Genomic DNA, 20882 nt, shown 5'->3' on the forward strand with positions numbered 1-20882 from the left:
TGTGTATAAGAGACAGGTCCTGGGGGGCGTGGGGGTCGTCGGCGTCGGCCTCGGCATCGGTCTCGGTGTGGGCGCCGGTTCCGGCATCCGGGGTGTCAAGTGCGTGAGAGGTCCCCGGGGTTCCAGGATCCTGCGAGGCGTCGGAGGTCTGCGCCGCCTCGCCCGCACCCGCTTCGTCCCGTACCCTCCGCGCAGCGCCCGGTTCCGCCGCCGGATCGGCGGGCGTGCCGGATTCCGCGCGCACCGATTTCGGCGCGGGCACGTCGTCGGACCGCTCCGGGGCCTCGGTCTCGCTCGGCCGGGGATCGCTCGCGGGCACTTCGGCAGGGCCGCGCGTCGCGGGCGGCTCCGAACCGTCTGCCGACGCCGGGCTCTCCTCCCCTGCGGGGCCGGAGGCGTCAGAACCGGCGGTGTCAGGACCGGCGGTACGAGGACCGGTCGCCCCGGGGAGGTCGGCCTGGGCATCGCGCCCGTGTCGTCCGTCGTGCCCGTTTCCTTGTGCGTCGACCGGACCGGACGGCTCGGGCCGCTCGTGCTCCACGCCTCCCTCGCGCGCCCCGGGGTGCGGGGTGCGGGAGGGCTCTCCGGTCGGTCCCGGCTCGTCGGTCGCCCCGGTGCCCCCCGAGCGCACGGAAGCACCGCTTCGCACCGCGTCACCGCCTTGCGCGGGGCCACCGGCCGCATCGGAGCAGTCGTCCCTCGCGGGGACGTCGGCCCGGGCAGGACCATCAAGGCGTTCCGGACCGCCGGGCCGCATCGGACCGTGGCCCGTGCCGGTGCTGTCGGCCGTCTCCGCGCCGTCGGCCCGCAGGGGGGCCTCGCTCCGCCGGGCGTCCAGAGCCGGCGTCCGGGCGTCCTTCTCCTCAGCACGCCGCGGCGCTCCGTGGGGCCCGGCGGGTTCCCGCTGTTCGGCCGGTGCCGGGACGGTGGGGCCGCCCGCGGTGCCGGTCGCCGGTTCCCCGGCCGCGCCCGGCCTCCTGGGGCGTCCCAGCGACCCGCTCGGTACGGGGTCGCCGGACCAGTCGTCCGGCGCGGGCCGCCCGCCGGGGTCCGAGGGCGTCCCGGGCTGCTCAGGCGTACTCGGCCTTCCGGGCACCCCAACTGCCCCGGCGCCTCCGGGGACTCCGGCCGGGCCCGCGCCCGCGCCGGGGGTCCGTACGGGCGCCCCGGCGCTCGTCGGCACACCCGTGCCCGTCTCCGCCGCCCCGCCCGCGGCGATGACCTCCCTCACCTGCCGGGCGAGTTCGGCGCGTCCATCCATCGTCCTGTTCGCGCTCGCCGCCGCGGCCATGGCCTCCCTGAGCTGCCGGGCGCGTTCGGCCCGTACGGTCCGCCCGGCGCCTTCCGCCGGCCGGTCGGGCCCGGACCCTGGGGCCCGGCCCGGCGGCAGCGGCCGCAACGGCAGGTCCGGCTTCCCCGACGGTCCCGGCCGACGCGCCTGACCTGGCTGCCCCGCCTGACCTGGCTGCCCCGGCCGCGACGGCAGACCCGGCTGCCCCGGTCGCGACGGCTGCCCCGGCTGCCCCGACCCCGTCTGTGGTCCCTGACCAGGCCCGTGGCCCGTACGTGCCCCCGGGCGTCCCGCCGGTGGCACGGCCCCGGGCGAGCCGGCCTCCGCCGCAGCGGCCCGCTCCGGCCGTCCGGTCCCCCGTACGGGCGCCGTCGCCGGCCGGGTTCCCTCGGTCGCCATTGGTACCGCCGACGGTGACGGCGACACCGGTGCGTGCGCGGACCCGGGTGCGGGCGCGGGCGGCGCCCCGGCCGGGGCGGCCTGGCCGGGCGGGACCTGGACCTGGGGCTGGGCCGCCGGGCCCAGGGTCTGAGCCGTCGGCCTCGGGCGGGCCGGTGCCGGTGCGGGAGCGGCGTAGCGGAGGGTGCGCAGGCGGTAATGGGCGGCCAGTCGGCGCAGTTCGCGCCCGCCGTCCTGGGACACGCCGTGCACATGCAGTGTCGCGCGCTCGCGCAGGGCCGGTGTCAGGGTTCCCAGCAGGTTCGCCAGGACCGGCCACAGGGACGCGTCCATGACTTCGCCCGGCATGCCCAGCTCGATCACCGGGCCGGAGGCGTCCACCCGGCGTGCCGTGGGGGACAGCCTCGGGCCGTTCCGAGGGCCGAGCCACAGGCCCGCCCTGGTGACCGTGACCTGCCAGCGGTCGGTCAGGTCGACCACGCCCTCCTCCGGGCGCGCGGGGCCCGGCAGCGGCGGGGTCCAGCGCAGCAGCCGGGGCGGCCGGGCACGGCCTTCCCCGTCCGGCGGCCGGCACACGACGGCGTCCACGAACGGTATCCACTTCGGCGTGCCGTCCGGTGCGGCCAGCACCGACCGCACGGTGTACGACCCCAGCGGACCGCTCGCCGCGACGAGCGGCAGACCGGTCATCACCTCCACGTCGGCGCCCAGCCGGTCGGACACCGACTGCGCCAGCGGCAGCACGTCACGCCGCCCGCCGGGTGCGAGCCGTACGCCGGACCTGACCTCCTCCGGCAGGGCCGCGAGCACCTCGGCGACCTCCTCGGCCGACACGTCCTCGCCGTAGGGCACGCCGATGACCACGGCCGGGCGCCGGGGATCGACCGGCACGGCGTGGTAGAGGTCGCCGGGCTGGGCCGGAGTGGCCTCGGCGGGGCGTACCAGCAGCCCGGCCGGGATCTGTTCCACCACGCTCCCCCCGGCCGTACCCGACGGCGCGCCACGCAGCGCGGGCTGCCAGGACGGCCCCGGGCTGCGCGGGCCCAGGGGTTCAGGGTTCGCGCCCGGGGCGAACCGCCACCAGCCGCCCGCCGCCGGCGTCCCGTCTGCCTCCGGTGCGGGCGGGACGAAGAGCGAGCCGCCCGGTACGACGAGGGGCGGCCCGTCCGGGGCCTTCACCTCGAACCCCCAGGCGTCGGCGATCCGGCGTGCCGTGGCGGGCCGGTCCTTGACGTCGTGCCCGGCACCGGCCATGACCAGCCGTACGGTCTCGGTGCCCGACTCGCTCAGTGAGTCCAGCAGTTCGCTCAGCCTCGGCCAGAAGGAGGCGGCCTCCATCCCCTCGGCGCCCGCGATGACGGTCACGGTCCCGTCGTCGTTACGCATGCCGCGCGCCAGGTCGGCGACGTCGGCGGGAGTGAGCGTGTCGTCCGAGGGGGTCCGGAGCAACAGCAGACCGTCATGGTCCTCGACCAGGAGGCCTTCCGGCGCGTCCGGCGTCTCCTCCTCGGCCGGTGCTCGACCGGCCGGGGGCACACCGTCGTCCCGCAGGCGCTTGGCGACAGCCGCGGAACGATCGCGGCGGCGCCGCGCGAAGGGACCACCCCAGGGTGTCACTCCTCCGGCCTCCTGCCGACCGGGGCCTCGCCCGCCTCGTCGTCCGTCGCCCGGACCGCCGGATCGGCCACCCGTACCGCGTGGATGCGCGGAGTCCCCGGCTCTCCCGTCGCGTCCACGCTCACCGGGCGGGCCTCGCCGCGCTCCTGGGCCGCGATCTCCTCGGCCAGCGCCTCGGTCTCCATGACCATCCCCGCCGGTCCGGTCGGGTTGACGTAGAGGGAGTGCCCCTCGGGCAGCGCCTCGACCACGTCGGGCACCGGCACCAGCCGGGCGGCGAACGTCCCGACGACGCGGTAGTAGGCGGGACTGGTGAAGACGGGGATCACCGGCTCGCCCTGCGCCGACCGCACGGCCACCGGCTCGCCGTCGGGGCCGACGAGCACCGCGACCTTCGCGGCGGCCAGCGTACGGAGGACCTCCCCGGCGGGTCCGTAGCCGGTCACGGCGCGCTGGATCGCGGACTCGACCGGGTCGGTGGCCCTGGGCCAGCCGAGCGCGTCCGGGGAGGGGCGGTACTCCTCGTTGTCCTCCCACGCCACCACCGTGCCCGTGGAGTCCGTACGCCACCGGCCGGGGATCGCCCAGGCGGGCGGCGCGCCCTCGCCCGACCACGCGGGATCGGGAACGCTCAGCCACCGGTCGGGCAGGCCCCGGGCAGCCTCGACCACTTCCGGGGGCGGTTCGGGCAGGGACGCGGCCGGGCCGTCCGCCCCGTCGGTCCGGTCCTCGTCGCTCCGGTCCTCGTCGGCCACGGCCGTCGGCACGGCGGTGGCGGCGGGCGCGACGGCGGCGGACTCGGTGGCGATCTGCCCGAACACCGGTATCACCCCGGCGTCTTCGGCATCGGGGAAGGGCTCTGGTTCGGGCAGAACAGCCTTCTCCGGGACGGCCCTGTCGTCGTACTCACTCACCGGCGGGCACTCCAGAAACAGAAGACACGGTCCATCCTTTCGAACTCACCCTCATCAGTTAACAGTCTGGTGGCGCAGACCGCTAAGTCGGGGTTCCCTTCCGTGAGGTGGCGGGGTGTGGAACGTGAACATCGTGTGACAGGACGGGATCGTGGTCCGGTCCGAGAACGACTTCGTTCCCGGCCGCTTCCGGCAGCGCGCTCCTGACGCCCCGTTCGCAGACCACGAAAGTGTCGTGCTTCGGGGAAGGCGCCGCCCGTCGCCTCCGCGTTCCACCGCGCGGACAGAGAGCGGAATCGCCGACCACGCGTAAGACCGCCCTCGGTCACGGGCAGGAGACGACCTTGGAGTACCGCGCCCGAGGATACCGTTCAAAGGCCAACCGTGGGATCACGGTTGCGAGTTCGGTGGCCGCGCTCGCCGTCTCCGCTCCGGTCCGCCGGTGGCCCCGGCGGTCTCCGCCGGGGCCACCCGCGTATCAGTTCTCTCCCGCCGCTGCGGGCCCGGGCCGCTCCGGCCTCCCGGCCGGCCCGTCGCCGCTGCCCGGCCCGCCCTCCACGGTCTCGTCCGTCGGCCACTGCGCGTCCGTGGGGAAGTCGGGCCATCCCTCGACCGACCCGAGGTCCGGCAGATCCGCGAAGCCCTCGGGCGAGCCGCCGGACGGCGCGGGAGGAGTCGACCACACGTCGGCGGCCTCCTCCGCCTCGTACCGCTCGAGGTCGGACTTGGCCTCCCGCAGCGAGCCCGCAGTGACGAGCTGTCCCACCGGGGCGGAGGAGCTGAGGAACAGCACCTCCTTCCCTTCCGGCAACCGGTCCAGGAGAGCGGGCACGGACATCACCTCGTGCGGAGGCAGTCTGTCGTCCTCCAGCTCCGGTGACGGCGAGAAGACGGGCACGGCCTCGGTACCGTCCTCCGCGTCCGTCACCGCCAGGCCGCCGTTCTCGTCGAGGCACACGGCCACCTCGGCGTCGGCGAGCATCAGGGCGAACACATCCTCCGAGGCGTATCCGGTGGCGACCAGTTGCACGGCGGCGTCCACCGGGCTGACCGGCGGGGCCCAGCCGTGCGCGTCGGGCGAGGGACGGTAGTCGGTGTTCACCTCCCATTCGACGATCTCCCCGTTCTCGTCGCTGCGCCAGCGCCCGAGGCTCGCCCAGGTGGGAGCGGGTTCGCCCTCGTCACCGTTCCAGTGCCGGTCGATCACGGACAGCCAGTGGTTGGGGGCCGTCTTGGCGGCCTTGACGTAGTCCTCGGGTGGCTCCCGGAACCCCGGCTGGCCCCTCAGCACGGCGGACGGACCGCCCTGGACGGGACCGCCCGGGGGCGGGCCGCCCGGGCCCGCGCCGACGGGCCCGTCCGCGCTGTCCGCCTCGGCGGTGTTCTCAGGCTCGTGGTCCGGAGTACCGGAAGGGCTCGTCATGGGAGGCAACTCCATCGGGATGCGGTGTGCGAGGTGCGGTACGAGGTCCGCGGTGTGCGGTACGAGGTCCGCGGTGTGCGGTGCGTCACGGTCGGTCGCCGGGGCCGGGCTCCTGGGCCGCCGCTTCGACCGCCCGGCGCAGGGCGTCGGTCTCCACGGTCATGCCGACCGGTCCGGAGGGGTTGAGGTACAGCACGTGGCCCGCCGGTATCCGGTCCACCACGTCGGGAACCGGCATCAGTTCGTAGCCGAAGCGCCCGGCCGCGTGCAGGTACGTGGGGGAGGTGAAGACGGGCACCACCCAGGTCCCGTCGGGTGAGGTGGCCGACAACGGGACGCCGCCGGGGCCCAGCAGGACGGCGACCTCCGCCACGGCCAGCGTCCGCGGCACCGCCTCACCCGGGCCGTAGCCGGTGGCGGCGAGCTGGACCGCCTCGTCCACCGGATCGGTCGGCGCGGACCAGCCGAGTGCCTGGGGCGAGGGGCGGTACGCCTCGTTGGGGCGCCACTCCTCGATGTCGCCGTCCAGGCCGGACCTCCACTGGCCCACCACCGCCCAGTCGGGCGGTTCGCCCTCCCCCGACCACGCGGGGTCGACCATGCCCAGCCAGTGGTCGGGAGCGAGCCGGGCGGCTTCCTTGATGTCGTCGGGAACCGGCGGCATGGCGTCGTCGGCGGCCCCGGCCCCGGCGGTGGGCGCCCCGGCGGCGGTGTTGTCGTTCATGAGTTCCTCGCTGGGATGTTACGCACGGTCGTTCAGTATGTGGCGGAGTTTGTCGGCCAGGGAACCGGACGGCTCCAGGCCCCGCGCGCGGAACCAGGCGTCGACCAGGCGCTCCAGCCGGTCGGCCGTCAGGACACCGTCGTCCGAGGCGGGCAGACCGTCCAGGCCCGGTGTATCCAGCGGGCCCAGGGCCCTCAGCGCGTCCAGGACATCCTCCAGGACGTCCCGGTGCTCCGCCGACCACTCGGCCACCGCCGGATCGGCCGGGTCGGCCGGTTCGTCCCGCTCCGCGCCCGCCGGCCAATCCGCCGTGTCCGCCGCGTGCTCGTCGGGGAACTTGCCGTCGACGGCCACGTGCTCCCGCAGCTCCGCCTCGGTCAGCGGGGCGATATTCCGGTAACGGCCCCAGTTGCCGACGTAGTCGAGGTCGGCCGGCACCGCCTCACCGCTCTGCCTCAGCCGGTCGAGGACGAGCTGGGAGCCCCGCATGATCTCGTCCAGCGAGTGGTGCCTCGCTTGCAGCATCTCGGCCATCAGCGCGAGGCGCACCAGGCCCAGGTCGACGTCCAGTCCCCACGCGTCGCGCATCTTCGCGGCCTGCGACATCAGCCGGTGGGACGAGCCCGAGGTGCCGGCCAGGACCAGGCCGCCGTTCCGCTCGGCCTCGGACTGCGGCCGGGTGTCCATGGCGATGGCGAAGCGGTTCGTGCCCGGGATCCACGCAACGCCGTCGTCCGGCATCAGGGCCCGCTCGGCCTCGCTCAGCGGCGGCGACAGGTCCTCGGGGCGCACCGGCGTCCGCAGCGCCCGCTCGGCCTCGGCCATGCGCGCCTGCTCCTCGGGCGTCCTGTCCGGCCGCCCGGTCAGCTCCTCGTAGGCCGCCATCTCTCGCGCCCGCGGCCTCGACGCCACGTACTCGGCGGTGATCACCTCGGGCATGGGGTCGGGGCTGCCGAGCAGGTCGGAGATCAGGCCGCCCCGCCCGTCCGGTGACTGGCCGCCGATCCACAGCATGCCCATGCGTTCCCGCAGATTGCCCGACTCCACCACCGCCAGGAGCCGGTCCCGGCCGGTGCCCACGGCGCCGTCGACGGTGCGGTCGTCCGAGCCCAGTTCCGGCCAGCGGCCCGCCCGCACGGCCCGCTCCCACAGCTCGCGCACCATCACGCCGAGCTGGGCGTTGGCCTCTTCGTGGCCGCCGAGATACCGGCCCAGCCGCTCCTCGAAGCGGACGGCCTCCTCCATGTAGCGGATGCGGGCCCGGACCCACCCCGGCGCCTGCCCGGCCGTCGCCGTGCGCAGGACGGACACCGGCGCCAAGGACAGGGCGTCCGCCACCCGGCGCAGCCGCTCCTCGCTCGCGGCGGTGGTGTCGCCCGGCCCGTCCGGAAGTCCGGCGAGGTGGCGGTCCCCGTCCTGGACCAGGAGGGCGGTCGGTGCGCTCCGCGAGCGCTCACCGTGGAACGTCACCTCGCCGGCCGGGTCCGCCACGGCCACCGTCACGCCGAGCCCGCGTACCACCGCCGCCACGAGCGGCGCCATCGGCACGGTCCCGCCCTCGGTCCCGTAGGAGGAGTCGGCGAGCAGCACCCGGAGATGCTGGGCCGGGCTCAGGGGGACCCGCGAGGCCGGGAACCGGTCGCCGAGAAGCATCGCCTCCGCGCGCTGGGCGGTCCCGAGCCGTACCCCGATCCTGTCCAGGAGCCGCAGCGGAATGTCCCGGCTCGTGTCGAGCGGCTCCACCGGCACGTCGGACACGTCGTCGTCGGTGAGGGAACCGTCCAGCCAGCCGCGGAAGTCCTCGGCCGTCTCGATGCCCGCCTGTCCCAGGGCGTCGGCCGCCACGTACCGGAGGGCGAACAGCAGGGTGTCGACGCTCCGGTCGCCCTCACCCGGCGACTCGTGGAGGGCGAAGACGGTGCCGTCGAGTTCGGCGGCGTACGGGCCGGTGCGCCGGTAGCCGTCGACGGGCGCGGGAACCTCCGGGGCCACGGCGGTGTTCTCGTCGTTCGCCGGTGCCGGACCGGTGTCCGCGTCGTCGTGGGCGCCGGCGTCGTCGTCGTCGGTGAGTTCCACGATCCGCGGCCGCGGCTCGCCCTCGGCGTTGCGGTAGGCCGGGTGCGGGTAGGCGGGCGCCTCCCGGAACTCGTAGTCGGCGAACAGCCGCCCGGTGTTGGGCTCCGTCTCGATCTCGCGGAGGACCACGTTCAGGGCCATGCCCGGCGCGTAGAGCACCTCGTCCTCTTCGAGCCACGCCGAGAACGGCGTGACCACACGTGCGGTGGAGTGGTCCACGAACCCCCGCATCGGGTGCCGGTCCTGAGCGTCGCCGATCTCACGGGCGTCGCCCCGCGTGTAGCCGATCGCCGTCGCCGGGTCCTCGGTGGTGCTGCGGAACCGCGGCATGTACAGCGTGTCCGCAGTGAGGAGCGGCGAGTTCCCCGGGAACTCGTCCAGACGTCCAGGCAGCCAGCCGCCCCACCACACCTGTCCGTTCAGCGGCGGCAGGATCTCCAGTGCCTCGGCCGCCATGCCGACGTGCGCGGCCAGGCCGTCGTACACCCTGTCGGCGACCCGGTACACCTGGCGGCGCACCTCGGCGACGGCCGGGCCGGTCGCCTCCGGGCCCAGGTTCCGCAACGCGTCGACCGCGTCGAGGAGGTCCTCGTCGGAGATCAACAGCTCCGGCAGGAGCGTGTCGTCGTTCGTGGCGTCCTCCCGCGCGTACCGCCACACCTGCTGCCTGACCATCCAGCGGCCGACGGCCTCACCGAAGCGGCCACCGGTGACGTAGGTCTTGAAGAGCGCGTGGTCCTCGCCGCTGTAGAGGAACAGCGCGGTCAGGTGACCGGGGCTCAGGGCGCGCAGGGCCGCCACGCCGCCGTCCCCGAACCGCCGCAGCCACGCGGTGGCCACCTCGACCCGTTCCTGGTGGGACTCGTCGTCCGGCGTGGCTCCGGTCAGTGCCGCCCTCAGCGCCGCGCCGATGTCCTGGGGGACGGCGAGGTCGTACCTGGAGACGAAGCGCGTCCTCTTGTCGTAGACGTGGTGGTGCGGCAGGGACGGGCCGATGCCGAAGGCGCGCCCGGCCCACTGGTGCAGCCGCGCACCGTCGCGGGCGAGCGCGGCGCGCTCCGCCTCGGTGCCCAGGCCCGCCAGGTGCGAGACGCGCAGCACCTCGTGCAGGGAATGGGTGTCCGTCAGGATCGACCAGGACAGCAGCGCCTTGCGGAAGGCCGTCAGCTCGGACCTGCTCGCCCCGATCGCCCCGTACGCCTGCAACAGCCACAGGGCCGGGCCCACCGTCCCGCCGACGTGGCGGAACCCGCGCAGGTCGTGCGCGGTCCGGTACGCCCCCTGGCGGGGACCCGGCGGCCTGGGCGCGCGCGGCGAGCGGAGCCAGCCGGGCAGGGTGTGCCGCAGGGTGACGGGGCCCTGGCCGCCGTACGCCGCGTGGGCGAACGCCCGCATCAGGGCGGGCGCGGACGGCCCGGACGCCAGGAACCGGCGCACCGCGTCCGGCTGCCCCAGCCACCGCTCGGCCTCCGGCCCCTGGAAGAAGGCGGCGTCCGCGGCGGACGCGCCGTGCCGCTGCGCCAGTACGTGGTGGAGCCGGGCGACGGCCCTCGTGACGCCCTGGACGGCCTCGGGGTCGGCGGCCAGCTTCCGCGCCAGGGTCTGCTCGAACTGGAAGCTGAGCTGTCGCCACTCCCGTTCCCGGTACAGCGGGGCGAAGCGTACGGCCTCGGGCGAGCCGGCGACCCGCCAGCCGGGCACCGACCAGGGCGGGCCGGTACGCGCGGGCGGTCCCGCCGCCACGAGGGAGGGTGCGGGCGCGGGCTCGGCCAGGCTCGGGTCCGCGCCGGCCCGGAACCGCGGGCGGACATGCAGCCAGCCCGTGGCACCCCCGTCGGCGGACTCCAGGAGGTGGATCTCGGCCGTCGGATCACCCTCCTCGTCCTCGCCGGGCGTGACCGCCGTCCGGCCGGTGTTGAGGTACACGTCCAGGCCGGTGAAGTCGGCGATCCCCTGGGCTCGTTCGACGGCGCGCCGCAGGCTGTCGTCCTGTCCCTGGGGCGCGGTGGCGGCCCCGGTGGCGGCGCGGGGTCCGGTGGCGGGGCGGCTCCCGGTGTCGCAGGCGAGGACCGTGATGCTGGTGAAGCCCGCCGCGGGCAGGTCCTGGCCCAGGACGTGCCCCACCATCTCGCTGTCCGCGCCGATGGGCATGTCGTTCCGGCCGGCGACGGCGTAACCGCCCTCCCGGCCGTGGGACGTCCAGAAGAACGTGCCGGATTCTCCCGTGGCGGGGAGCGGACGCCGCACGGCCACGTGTTCCCCGGCGGGGCCGCGGCTCCACTCGGTGTAGTGCGTGGCCTGGGGCAGGTGGCCGTAGAAGGGCTCGCGCAGCGCCCAGTCGCGCCGGGTGAAGGACGCCTTCCCGACCGTCCGGCCGTCCTCACGGATCTCCTGGACGGCGATCGCTTCCGCGGAAGGCGCGGTCTCGTGGCCCGCCCACGGGGTGTTCCAGTAGTCGGACCTCGGATACGCGGGGGCCGGTGCGTCGAAGCGGTCGTCGTCTCCGAGGCGGGAATCGGCGTCCGAGTACCCGTCGCTGTCCGAGGCCTCGGCGTCGGACAGGTCGGAGTCGGAGCGACCGAGGTCGAACAGGGCGTCCACCGAGTCCTCGAACGCGGCCGGGGCGTAGGGCAGCGGGTCGGCCTGGGACGCCGTGGGGAGGCCGTCGGGCAGCGGGGTCGCCTCCTCGGCCACCTCGCTCAGCATCGGAGGGCGCAGGCGGGTTTCGACGAGCCGCCGGCTGACGACGTCGAACCTCATGCCCGGCGGGTACAGCGCCTCGCCTTCCGACAGGTGCTTGAGGAAGGGCGTGCCGTCGCGCGCCGTCGAGTTCCTGACCTCGATCAGCCTGCGGTGCGTACGCGCGGGAACCGCCCTGTCGCCCAGGGCGAAGTCGGTCGCCTCCTCGATCCGCAGCGACGTGCTGCGGAAGAACGGTACGTCGATCGTCCCGGCGCCGTACACGGGACCGTTCTCGGCCGGCGCGTCCAGGGGCCCGGGCGCCCCCCGCTCGCCCCACCAGACGGTCCGCCCGACGGACGGCAGGATCTCCAGCGCCTCGATGGCCATGTCGATGTGCAGCTTCAGCTCGTCGTGCAGCCGGTCGGCCATCATGTCCACGCGGCGCCGCAGCCGGGCCAGCTCCGGGCTCGGGGTGTCGAGATCGGGCAGTTCGGACAGTTCCTCGTACAGATCCGTGAACTCGGGCTGGCTGACCAGGGTGAGCGGCGGCCTCTCCAGCTCCTCCTCGCGCGCCGACTCGAGGATGTAACGCCAGGCGTGGAAGCGCACCAGGTGGCGGCTGAGGCCCTGGCCCAGCCGTTCGCCGTTGAGCACCGCCTTCATCAGCCGGTAGTCGTACGAGCTGTAGAGGTACAGGGCCGTGATGTGGGCCGGGGTGAGCCGGCTGAGCGCGTCGGCGCCCCGGTCGCCGTACTGCTCCATCCACTCGGCCATGACCTGGAGCCTGCGGGAGGAGCCGGACGGCACTTCGCCGCTGAGCACCGCGTCGGCCATCTTGACGAGGGCGTCCGGCACGGCCATCGTCCCGGTGAGCTCGAACGGGAATGTCATGCGCTGCTGGTAGAGGTCCTGGTGCGGGGGGAGCAGGGCGTCGAGCGTGTCCCTGTCGATCTCGGGGCTGATCAGCCCGCTCTCGAGGAAGTGACGCACCGTCCAGGCGTGCAGCGAGGCACCGTCCCGGGTGACGGCGGCGCGCTCGTCCGCGGCACCCATCCCGATCAGGTGGGAGGCGCGCAGGATCTCGGACAGCGACTGCAGGTCGTACGGAATCAGCCAGGTGACCAGAGCGGCCCGGAACAGCGGCAGCGAGGTGGCCGGCAGGCCGAGCGCGGCGGCCATCCGCAGCAGGCGCAGCGCGGGGCCGCGCTCACCGCCCACCCGGCGGAAGCCCCGGCTGTCGAAGACGGCGCGGTAGGCGCTGTCCGCGTCGACCCGCTCGTCGCCGGAGAGGGCCTCCTCGATCCGGCGGGGCAGTCCCGGGCCGGCGTAGGCGGCGCGGACGAGGGCCCGCATCAGCCCGTCGAGCGCTTCCGGCCCGGGGGGCGCGTCGAGCAGCTCCGCCCACGCGGCGGCCGGGTCCTCCGGCATCGCGTCCGGGTCGAAGAACGCGCGCACCGCCCGCTCTTCCCCGTTGCGCCCGGCGAGCTGCTCGTACACCCCGCGCGCCACCAGTGCGACCGCCTCGGTGGGTTCGGGTGCGTAGCTCAGCGCCTCGGCGAGGTTGTCCTCCCAGTCGACGGCGGCCTGCCGCCAAGCGCGCTCCCGGTAGAGGCCCGTGAAGCGCGGCGTGTCCGGGGCCCCGGCCGGCCGCCAGGAGGACACCGACCAGGGCGCTCCCTCGGCCGCGTCGATGTTTTCGAGCTGCTCCGGGGTGGCGTCCCGCATGGTTCCCGTGACGTTGAACTGCTCGGCGGACGGATAGCCGAACGCGGTGCGCCGCCCGGTTCCCGCGCCCGGGGCCGGTACGCGGGGGCCCGACCAGTTGTCCGGGTACTCCGTCACCCAGACCGTGGCCCGCCCGTCGGCGTCCTCCAGCAGGTGCGGCGACGCGCCGGACACCGCCGAGCGCCCCACCGGCAGATGGACCGGCAGCCCCGCTCCGTTCGCCAACCGCCTGGCCCGCGCCCGGGCCTCCGCCTCGCTGCCCGGCACCTCACCGGGACCGCACGCGAGCACCGTCACACTGCGGAAGCCCCGTCCTCGCGCCGACCGCAGCAGCCGCCCCGCGTACGAGCCGTCGTCCCGCCGCACGCCACCGTCCTCGGTGACCAGCGCGAGCCCTTCGGCGCCACCGTGCGACGCGAAGAAGAACGTGCCGTCGGCCGTGCCGCCGCCCGGCAGCGCCTGCTCCGTCGCGACCGGCCGGCCCGCGTCGTCCCGCTCCCACGAGACGAAGCCCGTCGCACGGTCCAGCCGGCCGTACCCGTCCTGTCGCGCCGCCCAGTCCGCGTCGTCGAACGAGGCCACGCCGATGAGCTCGCCGTCCTCCCCGTGGATCGGGCGCAGCACCGGCTCGGGCCGCTCCCCGCCCTCGACGCCGGTGGTCCGCGGACCGATGCCGAACAGCCCGTCCGGGGAGACGAGTCCGGGAGCCCACCGAGCGGCGCCGGACGCGTCCTGACGCGGTGTCGCCTCCCGGGCGTCGATGGACTCGTACGAGGTCGTCGTCACACCGGCCGGGACGATCGTCCGGGTGGAGATGTCGAAAGAGGCGCCCGGCGGATACAGGACCTCCGTCTCCAGCGGCGAGACCACGAACGGGCTGACCTCGCGCGCCGTCGAGCGCGCCACGCGCACCAGCCCGCGATGCGAGTCCCCGGGAGTGCCCTTGCTCCGGTACATGAAGCCGAGTGCCGAATCCTGCCGCAGCGCCGTGCTCCGGAAGAACGGCACCGTGATCCGGTCCCGGCCGTACACCGGACCGTCCGTCGACGGCGCGTCCAGCGGGCCCGGCAGCCCCCGGTCGCCCCACCAGACGTCCTCGTTCACCGGGGGCAGGATCTCCAGCGCCTCGACCGCCATGTCGACGTGCAGCGACAGCTCCTCGTACACCGCGTCGGCCATCGCGTCCAGGCGGCGCCGCAGGCGGGCCACCTCGGGGGTCGATTCCTGGAGGTCGTCCGCGTCCCACATCGCGTCGTACAGGGCGACGAAGCCGTCCCGCTGGCGGAACGTCATCGGGAGCAGGTCCCAGGCGCCGACCTCGGCCATCTTCGAGATCATCGCCCAGGCGTTGAGGCGCACCAGGCGACGCCCCATCCCCGCGCCGAACCGCTCGCCGTTGAGGAACGCCTTCATCAGCCGGTAGTCGGCACCGCTGTAGAGGTGCAGGGCCGTCAGGTGCGCCGGGTCCAGCCGCTCCAGTGCTTGCCTGCCCGCGTCGCCGTAGCGGTCCAGCCACGCGTGGAGCGCCCGGCTCCGGTCCGTGTCGGCGGGCAGGGTCCCGTTGAGCGCGGCGTCGACCAGGGCCACCAGGCCCTCGGGCAGATCGAGCTTGCTGCGGGTGTTGTCCCGGCCGAACCTCATCCGCTCGGCGTACAGCGCGCGGTGCGGCGGGACGAACCGCCCGGCGGAGGGATCGCCCGGGGCGGTCCGGCCGGACGTCCTGACCGCGTCCGCCACCCAGGCGTGGAGTCCGGCGCCGTCGCGCAGCGCGAGGTCGCGTTCCGCGTCGGTTCCCAGGCCGATTCGGTGGGAGGCGCGCAGGATCTCGGGGAGCGACTGCAGGTCGGCCGGGATCGCCCAGGCGACGAGCGCGTCGCGCAGCGCGAGCAGTTCGGCGGGTGACGCGCCGAGCGCCGCGTAGGTGCGCAACAGCCGGAGCGCGGGCCCGTGCTCGCCGCCCACCCGGCGAAGTCCCCGGCTGTCGTGCACTTCGCGGTAGGCGCTGCCCGCCGTGTACCGCCCACGGCGGCCGGCCGGACGGACCAGGGCCTCGGCCGCCTCGCGCGGCAGCCCCGGACCCGCGTACGAGGCGTACGTGAGCGCGGTCATCAGCTCGTCGACGGCGAGCGGTCCCGGGGGCAGCGTACGCAGCCGCTCCAGCTCCGCGGCCGGGTCCGCCGGGATCGCGTCCGGTGCGAAGAAGACGCGCTGGGCCGCGTGCTCGCCGTGGCGGGCGGCGAGTTCGTCGTACATACGGGACACCGCGTCGCGGACGGTCTCGGTGAGCCCGTCGGTCCGGCCCGTGTGCTCGGCGAACGCGAGCTCCAGGTCGGCACTGCGACGCCGCCACGCCCGGTCGCGGTACATGCTCGCGAACCGCACCGCGCCGGGTGATCCGGCGGGCCGCCAGGACGGCACCGCCCAGCCCGGAGAGTCGTCGGAGGCGGTCCCGGTGCCCGTGGGACCGGCGGTGTCGTCGGCGGTGCCCGCCTCCGGGGTGTCCGCCTGACCTGCCGGGGACACGCGAGTGGCGTTGATCTGGACGGGGACCGGATACGCGAGGACGGAGCGCTCGCCCCCCTCGACGGAACCGCTGCCGTCGCGGCCGCTGCCGTCCGGCCCCGCGCCCTGTCGGACCGCGTCGGCCGAGCCGGCGCCAGGCGAGGTTCCGGGCGCGAAGTGGAATGTCCCGACGCCTGAGTCGTGCCGGGTCAGCGGTGCCGGCCGGGACGCGGGGGCGGCGGCCGTGGTGACGGCCCCGGAGGAGGACGGCAGGACCGGCCGGGCCTTCCAGACGGTCGTCTTCCACTGCCCCAGCTTCTTCTCGCGGAGGGCCGTGATGCGCAGCGGGTCGAACGGGTCTTCCTCGAGCACGTCGAGCGGTCCGGTGTAGGCCCAGGCGTTCCGGCCGGTCCGGTCGGAGAACGCCTGCGGCCGCTTCCCTCCGTCGGCCCCGAACTCGGGCATCGGGAAGACGACGGGGGTGCCGACGCTCACCTCGGTCACCAACGGGGCGAGGTCCAGGAGGGCCCAGAGCTCCTCGTCGGGTACGGGCATCGGAGGGTGTCCGGGCAGGTGGATCACCACGGTGCCCTGGTCGGTCCCGGTCCAGATCACTCTTGTTGCGCCCGGTGACTCGTCCGACTTCCACTTCGCCGGGTGAGCAACGGTGCGGATGGTGCCGCTGGGGCTGCCCTTCACCCGCGCGTACCACTGGTCCACGTCCACACCGTTCGGGGCCGGGCGGCCGCTCCAGTTGTAGCCGGTCGCCTCCTTGCCGTCGGTGAGGATCTCCTCGAAGGCACCCAGTTCCTTGAGGTGGTGGGCGGCGAGCGCGTGCCGGTCGGTGATGTCCAGGCCGCTCACGTGAGCCCGTGCCGCCAGGAGCGTCAGCTCCATGACCTGGTCATCGGTCCACGGGTCCGTGGCCGCCATGTGGAGGACGCCGCGGCCCAGGTTCTCCTGGTCAGCGTCCGGTGTCCGGAACAGGACCAGGTCGGCCGCGGCCACGGTGGCCCAGAAAGCCCGTGTGATGTCCTTCGGACCCGCCTGCGTGACATCGGGCAGGTCCAGCGTGCCCTGTACGAGGGTCAGTCCGTTGCCGCCCGAGAACTCGTCGAGCGCGTACCCCAGGGCGGTGTCCCGCACCATCTCGCCGAGCCGAGCGTCCGGGCGCGCGGCCACCAGGCCCCGGGCCGCGTCCAGGACCCCCAGGTAGGCGGACTGGTCCGGGGTGTCCCCGCCGATCCGCCGCGCGAGGAACGTCCACATCTCCATCCGGAACGGCGTGGTCGCCCGCAGGACCGGGTCGTTGAGGCGCAGGGTCTCCAGCGCGCCGATGCCCTTCAGCACCCGCTCGTACGTGCCCCCCGGCACACCGCGGTCGTCCTCGACGGCGACGCCGAACGCCTCCCGCAGCGCACGCACCAGCCGCAGCGTGGCCGCACGGGTCTCCGGCGGCACGGCACCCGGGCCGCGGTGCAGCTCCGCGTCGCGCGCCAGCTGGTCCAGCTCGTGATCCAGGGGCTCCGGGCGGACGCGGTCCACGCGACCGACCACACCTCCCGGAGTGTCCTCCACGGCGAAGTAGTCTTCGCCGACCCCGGCGATCGAGGACTTCGCCTCGACGTCCAGCCGGCCGGCGTTGGCCGTGTGCTGCGCGAGCGACAGCCCCTCGTCGTCCAGGGGGTCCTCCACACGGGGTACCGGACGGCCCTCCCACTGATCGCGGTCAGGGTCGCCGGCCGACAGGCCGAAGCACGCCTCCAGGCCGATCCGGTGGCCGGGGGGCAGCTCCCTGACCTCGCGCAGCCCACCGATGTACCGCCCGCCGTCGGCAGCGGACAGCCACACGGTGCGGCCGTCGCGCAGGACGAGTGACATCGCGCCCGGAGTCCCGTGGGCGTAGTACGCGTAGACCGCGCGGTCCGGGGTGAGCGCCTCGGAGCTGACGTTCTTGTCGCCGTCAGCGGTGGCCACGTAGTGGAGGAGCCGCTTCTTGCGGAAGAAGCTCCGCAGCCGGTCCTCGCGGACCGCCATGTCGTCGTCCATCGAGATGCGGCCGAACCGCTCGCTGCGGTCGAAGACCAGGGGATGGGTGGCCACGTCGCTGTCGCGGAACAGCGTGCCGTCGAGGGCGGTCCACTCGCGGTCCTCGAACGGCGCGGGTACCGCGGGCGGGTCGAACGGCACCCAGTCGCCGTGCCAGCCCTCGGTGTTCCGGACCATCATCGTCGGCACAGAGGCGCCCAGGCCGTTGTCGTGCCGCAGGCGCCCGTCACCGCTGGGCGCCCACACCCGCCGGCCCATCCGGAGGGCGACCGCGCGCATCAGCTCCATGTACTGCGACCCCGCGTACGGAATCGCCAGCACCACCGGCACGTGCGGCGGCAGCTTCGCCAGCTCCGGGTCGTGGGCCAGCCTCTCCGCGAACTCCTCGTGGCTCAGCCGCCGCCCGTCGAAGGCCCGGTCCCCGATCACGTACGCCTCGCCGCCCCAGGGCGCGGACTGGTCCGGCTCCTCCACCTCCGGCTTGCCCAGCCCGCCCAGGACCACCCGCACACGGTCGGTCCGCACCCGGTCGGTCAGGGTCCCCGTCAGGTCGCGTCCCCGCACCGTGCCGGAGGCGTCCCGCACCAGGGCGTTCGGGTCCACGAACGGGTCCGTGGCCTGCGTGGTGGGAGCCGTGGGGCCGAAGACGGTCGCGTCGTCCCGGGCGGTGGCCCCGAAGGCGGTGGTCCGGGCGGTGGTGGTCTGGGCGGTGGTGAGCAGCCGGGTGGCGGTGATCCAGGGGCCCGGGGCGTTGGTGGCCGGGTCGACGAGGGCGCGGATGCCGAGCGGGATCGAGGGGTCCGCGCTGGTCAGCGTCATCGGCGCGCCGTAGCCGAAGGCCGGGCGCCCGGTGCGCTGGGAGAACCGCTGCACCAGCTCGGGGCTCAGTGCCCCGTCGCCGGTGGTCAGGAACAGCACCGGTACGTCCAGGGGGACCGTGCGCAGCCCGGGAGACATGTCCAGCAACGCCAGGTACTCGTTCTCGGAGACGCGGACGGGGGCAAGGCCGGGGACGTGCAGCACGATGTTCCCGGCCCGGTCGGCCTCCACGACGTTCAGCAGCGGCATCGGAACGCCCGGGCCGGTCCATTCCGGCTGGACCGGACGCATGGCGAGCCCGTCGGGCCCGGGCGTCATCTGCCGCACGTTGACCCAGTCGATCCCTGCCGGTGCGGCTGTCCCGGACCAGTTGACGCCCTGGATGTGCGAGCCCTGCGTCAGCATCGCCGCCTGTGCGAAAGCACCACTCTCGTTCAGGTGGTACGCGGCCAGCAGATCCCGGTCGGAGACGTCCAGGCCCTCCGCTATCGCCTTGGCCGTCAGCGCCCACAAGCTCTCCTGCCACAACCGGTTCCAGGCGACCGTCGCGTCGAGGTGCAGGACTTGGCGGCCCATCGCTTCCCGCTCCGCGGACGACAGCGAGCCGAAGATCTGCGCGGCACGGACCATGGCCCAGAAGGTGGACGCCACGTGCCGGGGGGTGAACGTGGCCGAGGCGGGCAGCGACTGCACGAAACGGGTCACCTGCTCGCCCTGCCGGGAAAGCTGATGGAGCGTGACCTGGACAGCGGGCGACGGCACCGCCCTCGTCAGCTTCGCACCCGGATCGGCCGCGACCCGGGCCGCCGCGAAGTCGAGCAGGGACAGATACCCGGCGGGGTCCGGGGCCCGGCCGGTGTGCGCCTGGACGAAGAAGTCGAACATGTCCTGGCGGAACGGTGCGAGGTGGCCGATGTCCGTGTCGTTCGCCCGCATCCGCTCCAGCGCGCCGATGCCCTTCAGCGCCCGCTCGTACCGGCCCCCCGGCACGCCCCGGTCGTCCTCGACCTCCAGGCCGAACGCCGAGCGGAGCCCACGCACGAGCCGCAGCGTGGTCTCTCGCGTCTCGGGGGACACCGCGGCCGGGCCACGGTGCAGCCCCGCGTCCCGCGCCAACTGGTCCAGCTCGTGGTCCAGCGGCTCGGGGCGGCGCCGGACCCGGCGTCCGAACACACCGTTCGCCGCGCCCACGACCACCCGGGCGGTGTCGTCCAGACCGGTGTGCCTGGTGCTGCCTTCGACATCCCGCCGGCTTTCGTTGGACACGAGCTGGTCGAGCGGCACGTCGCCCAGCGGATCGTCGACGTGAGGCGCCGGAGCGTACACGGGCTGGTCCCGCAGCGGATCGCCGTCCGAAGAACTCCAGCAGACCTCCAGATGCATCCGGTGCCCCGGCGGCAGTTCCCGCACCTCGGGCAGCCCGGAGATGTAGCGCGCGGCATCCTCCTTGCCCAGCGTCACCGTCCGGCCGTCACGGAGGGGAAGATGCATCCTGCCCGGCTCACCATGGGCGCCGAAGACGTACACGGCCGGATCCGGAGCGATCTGCTCGGTACTCGCCGTATAGCGCCCGTCACCGGCCGGCAGCCTGTGCAGGAGCCGGCTCATCCGGCGGTACGTCCGGAAACGCCGCTCCCGCCGGCGCAGCCCGTCCTCCTCCGCGACGGCCAACCGGCCGAGCCACTCATGGTGGTCGTCCATCAGCGGACGGGTGAGCACGTCGCTGTCGCGGAACGTCGTCCCGTCCAGCGCCGTCCACTCACGGTCCGCGTACGGCGCGGTCGCCGCCGATGACGGAGGCACCGGCACCCACGCGCCGACCGCCGCGTCCGGGGAACGGTCCATCAGCACCAGTACGTGCCCGTTCCCGGACCCGTCGGGAACCAGCCGCCCCTCGCCGCTCGGGCCCCACACGGTCCGGCCGAGCCGGTCGGCCACCGCCCGCAACGTCGCCTGGTACTGCTCCCCCGCGAACGGAATGGCCAGCACGACAGGGACGTCCTTCGGCAGCTTCGCCAACTCGGGGTCGGCCGCCAGCGCGTCAGCGACCGCCTCGGCGTCCAGCACCCGGCCGTCCGGCAGCCGCACCCGCCCGTTCTCGCCTTCGGCCGCCACGACGTAGGCGGTGTCCGGCCACGGCGCGGGCTCGTTCGACACCTCCTTCGGCGCGGCACCCGGCCGGGTCTCGACGACCCGCACCCGCCCCGGCAGAACCCGGCCCACCACGGGCCTGCCTGTCCAGTCACGGCCCTGCGCACGCCCCGACGGACCCTTGAGCAGGCCGTTCGGCGACAACATCGGGTCGTTCGGCCCCATGAACCTGCCCGACATGGCCGGCGGCGCGGAAGAGTTCACCGCGGGCGCAGGCGCGGGCGCGGCCGTCCCCGGCGGTGGCGCGAACAGGGACATCTCCGCGTCCCCCGTCGTCCCACTGCCGAGCGCCTGCCCGGCGGCAGGCCCGTCCCAGGCCCGCACGCTCTGATGACTGGGGACGATCGAGAACCAGGACAGCTCCAGGTCCATACCCACCGAACCGGCCGCCGAGACCAGCAGGAACTGCAAAGCCACCGGCAACGGAGGCTCCGGCTGACCGTTGGCGGCGAAGTACGAACCGACCGCGAACCGCAGATCGCCCCACGTCAACGGCGACCGGACACCATT

The 20882-nt window shown here is 74.6% G+C and carries 5 protein-coding genes; all 5 read right to left on the bottom strand.

The features are described from left to right. A partial coding sequence (locus IF99_RS0127255) for a hypothetical protein (protein WP_051703711.1) occupies positions 1-3307 on the bottom strand: 3307 nt, incomplete at its 3' end. Then, positions 3304-4221 carry a type VII secretion system-associated protein gene (locus IF99_RS0127260; RefSeq protein ID WP_234340877.1) on the bottom strand — a complete coding sequence of 306 codons (918 nt, stop codon included), beginning with the start codon at positions 4219-4221 and terminating at the stop codon, positions 3304-3306. The genes IF99_RS0127255 and IF99_RS0127260, both read right to left, overlap by 4 nt. A gap of 478 nt (positions 4222-4699) precedes the next feature. After that, positions 4700-5644, bottom strand: a complete 945-nt coding sequence (locus IF99_RS0127265; RefSeq protein WP_031000484.1) for a type VII secretion system-associated protein — start codon at positions 5642-5644, stop codon at positions 4700-4702. Positions 5645-5729: 85 nt separating this feature from the next. Further along, positions 5730-6368, bottom strand: coding sequence for a type VII secretion system-associated protein (locus tag IF99_RS0127270; protein WP_051703712.1), 639 nt, complete (start codon positions 6366-6368; stop codon positions 5730-5732). A gap of 18 nt (positions 6369-6386) precedes the next feature. Continuing rightward, positions 6387-20864, bottom strand: coding sequence for a lonely Cys domain-containing protein (locus IF99_RS0127275; RefSeq protein ID WP_234340878.1), 14478 nt, complete (start codon positions 20862-20864; stop codon positions 6387-6389). Positions 20865-20882 lie beyond the last annotated feature (18 nt).

The organism is Streptomyces sp. NRRL F-5630, assembly GCF_000719475.1.
In the GTDB taxonomy this organism is placed as follows: domain Bacteria; phylum Actinomycetota; class Actinomycetes; order Streptomycetales; family Streptomycetaceae; genus Streptomyces.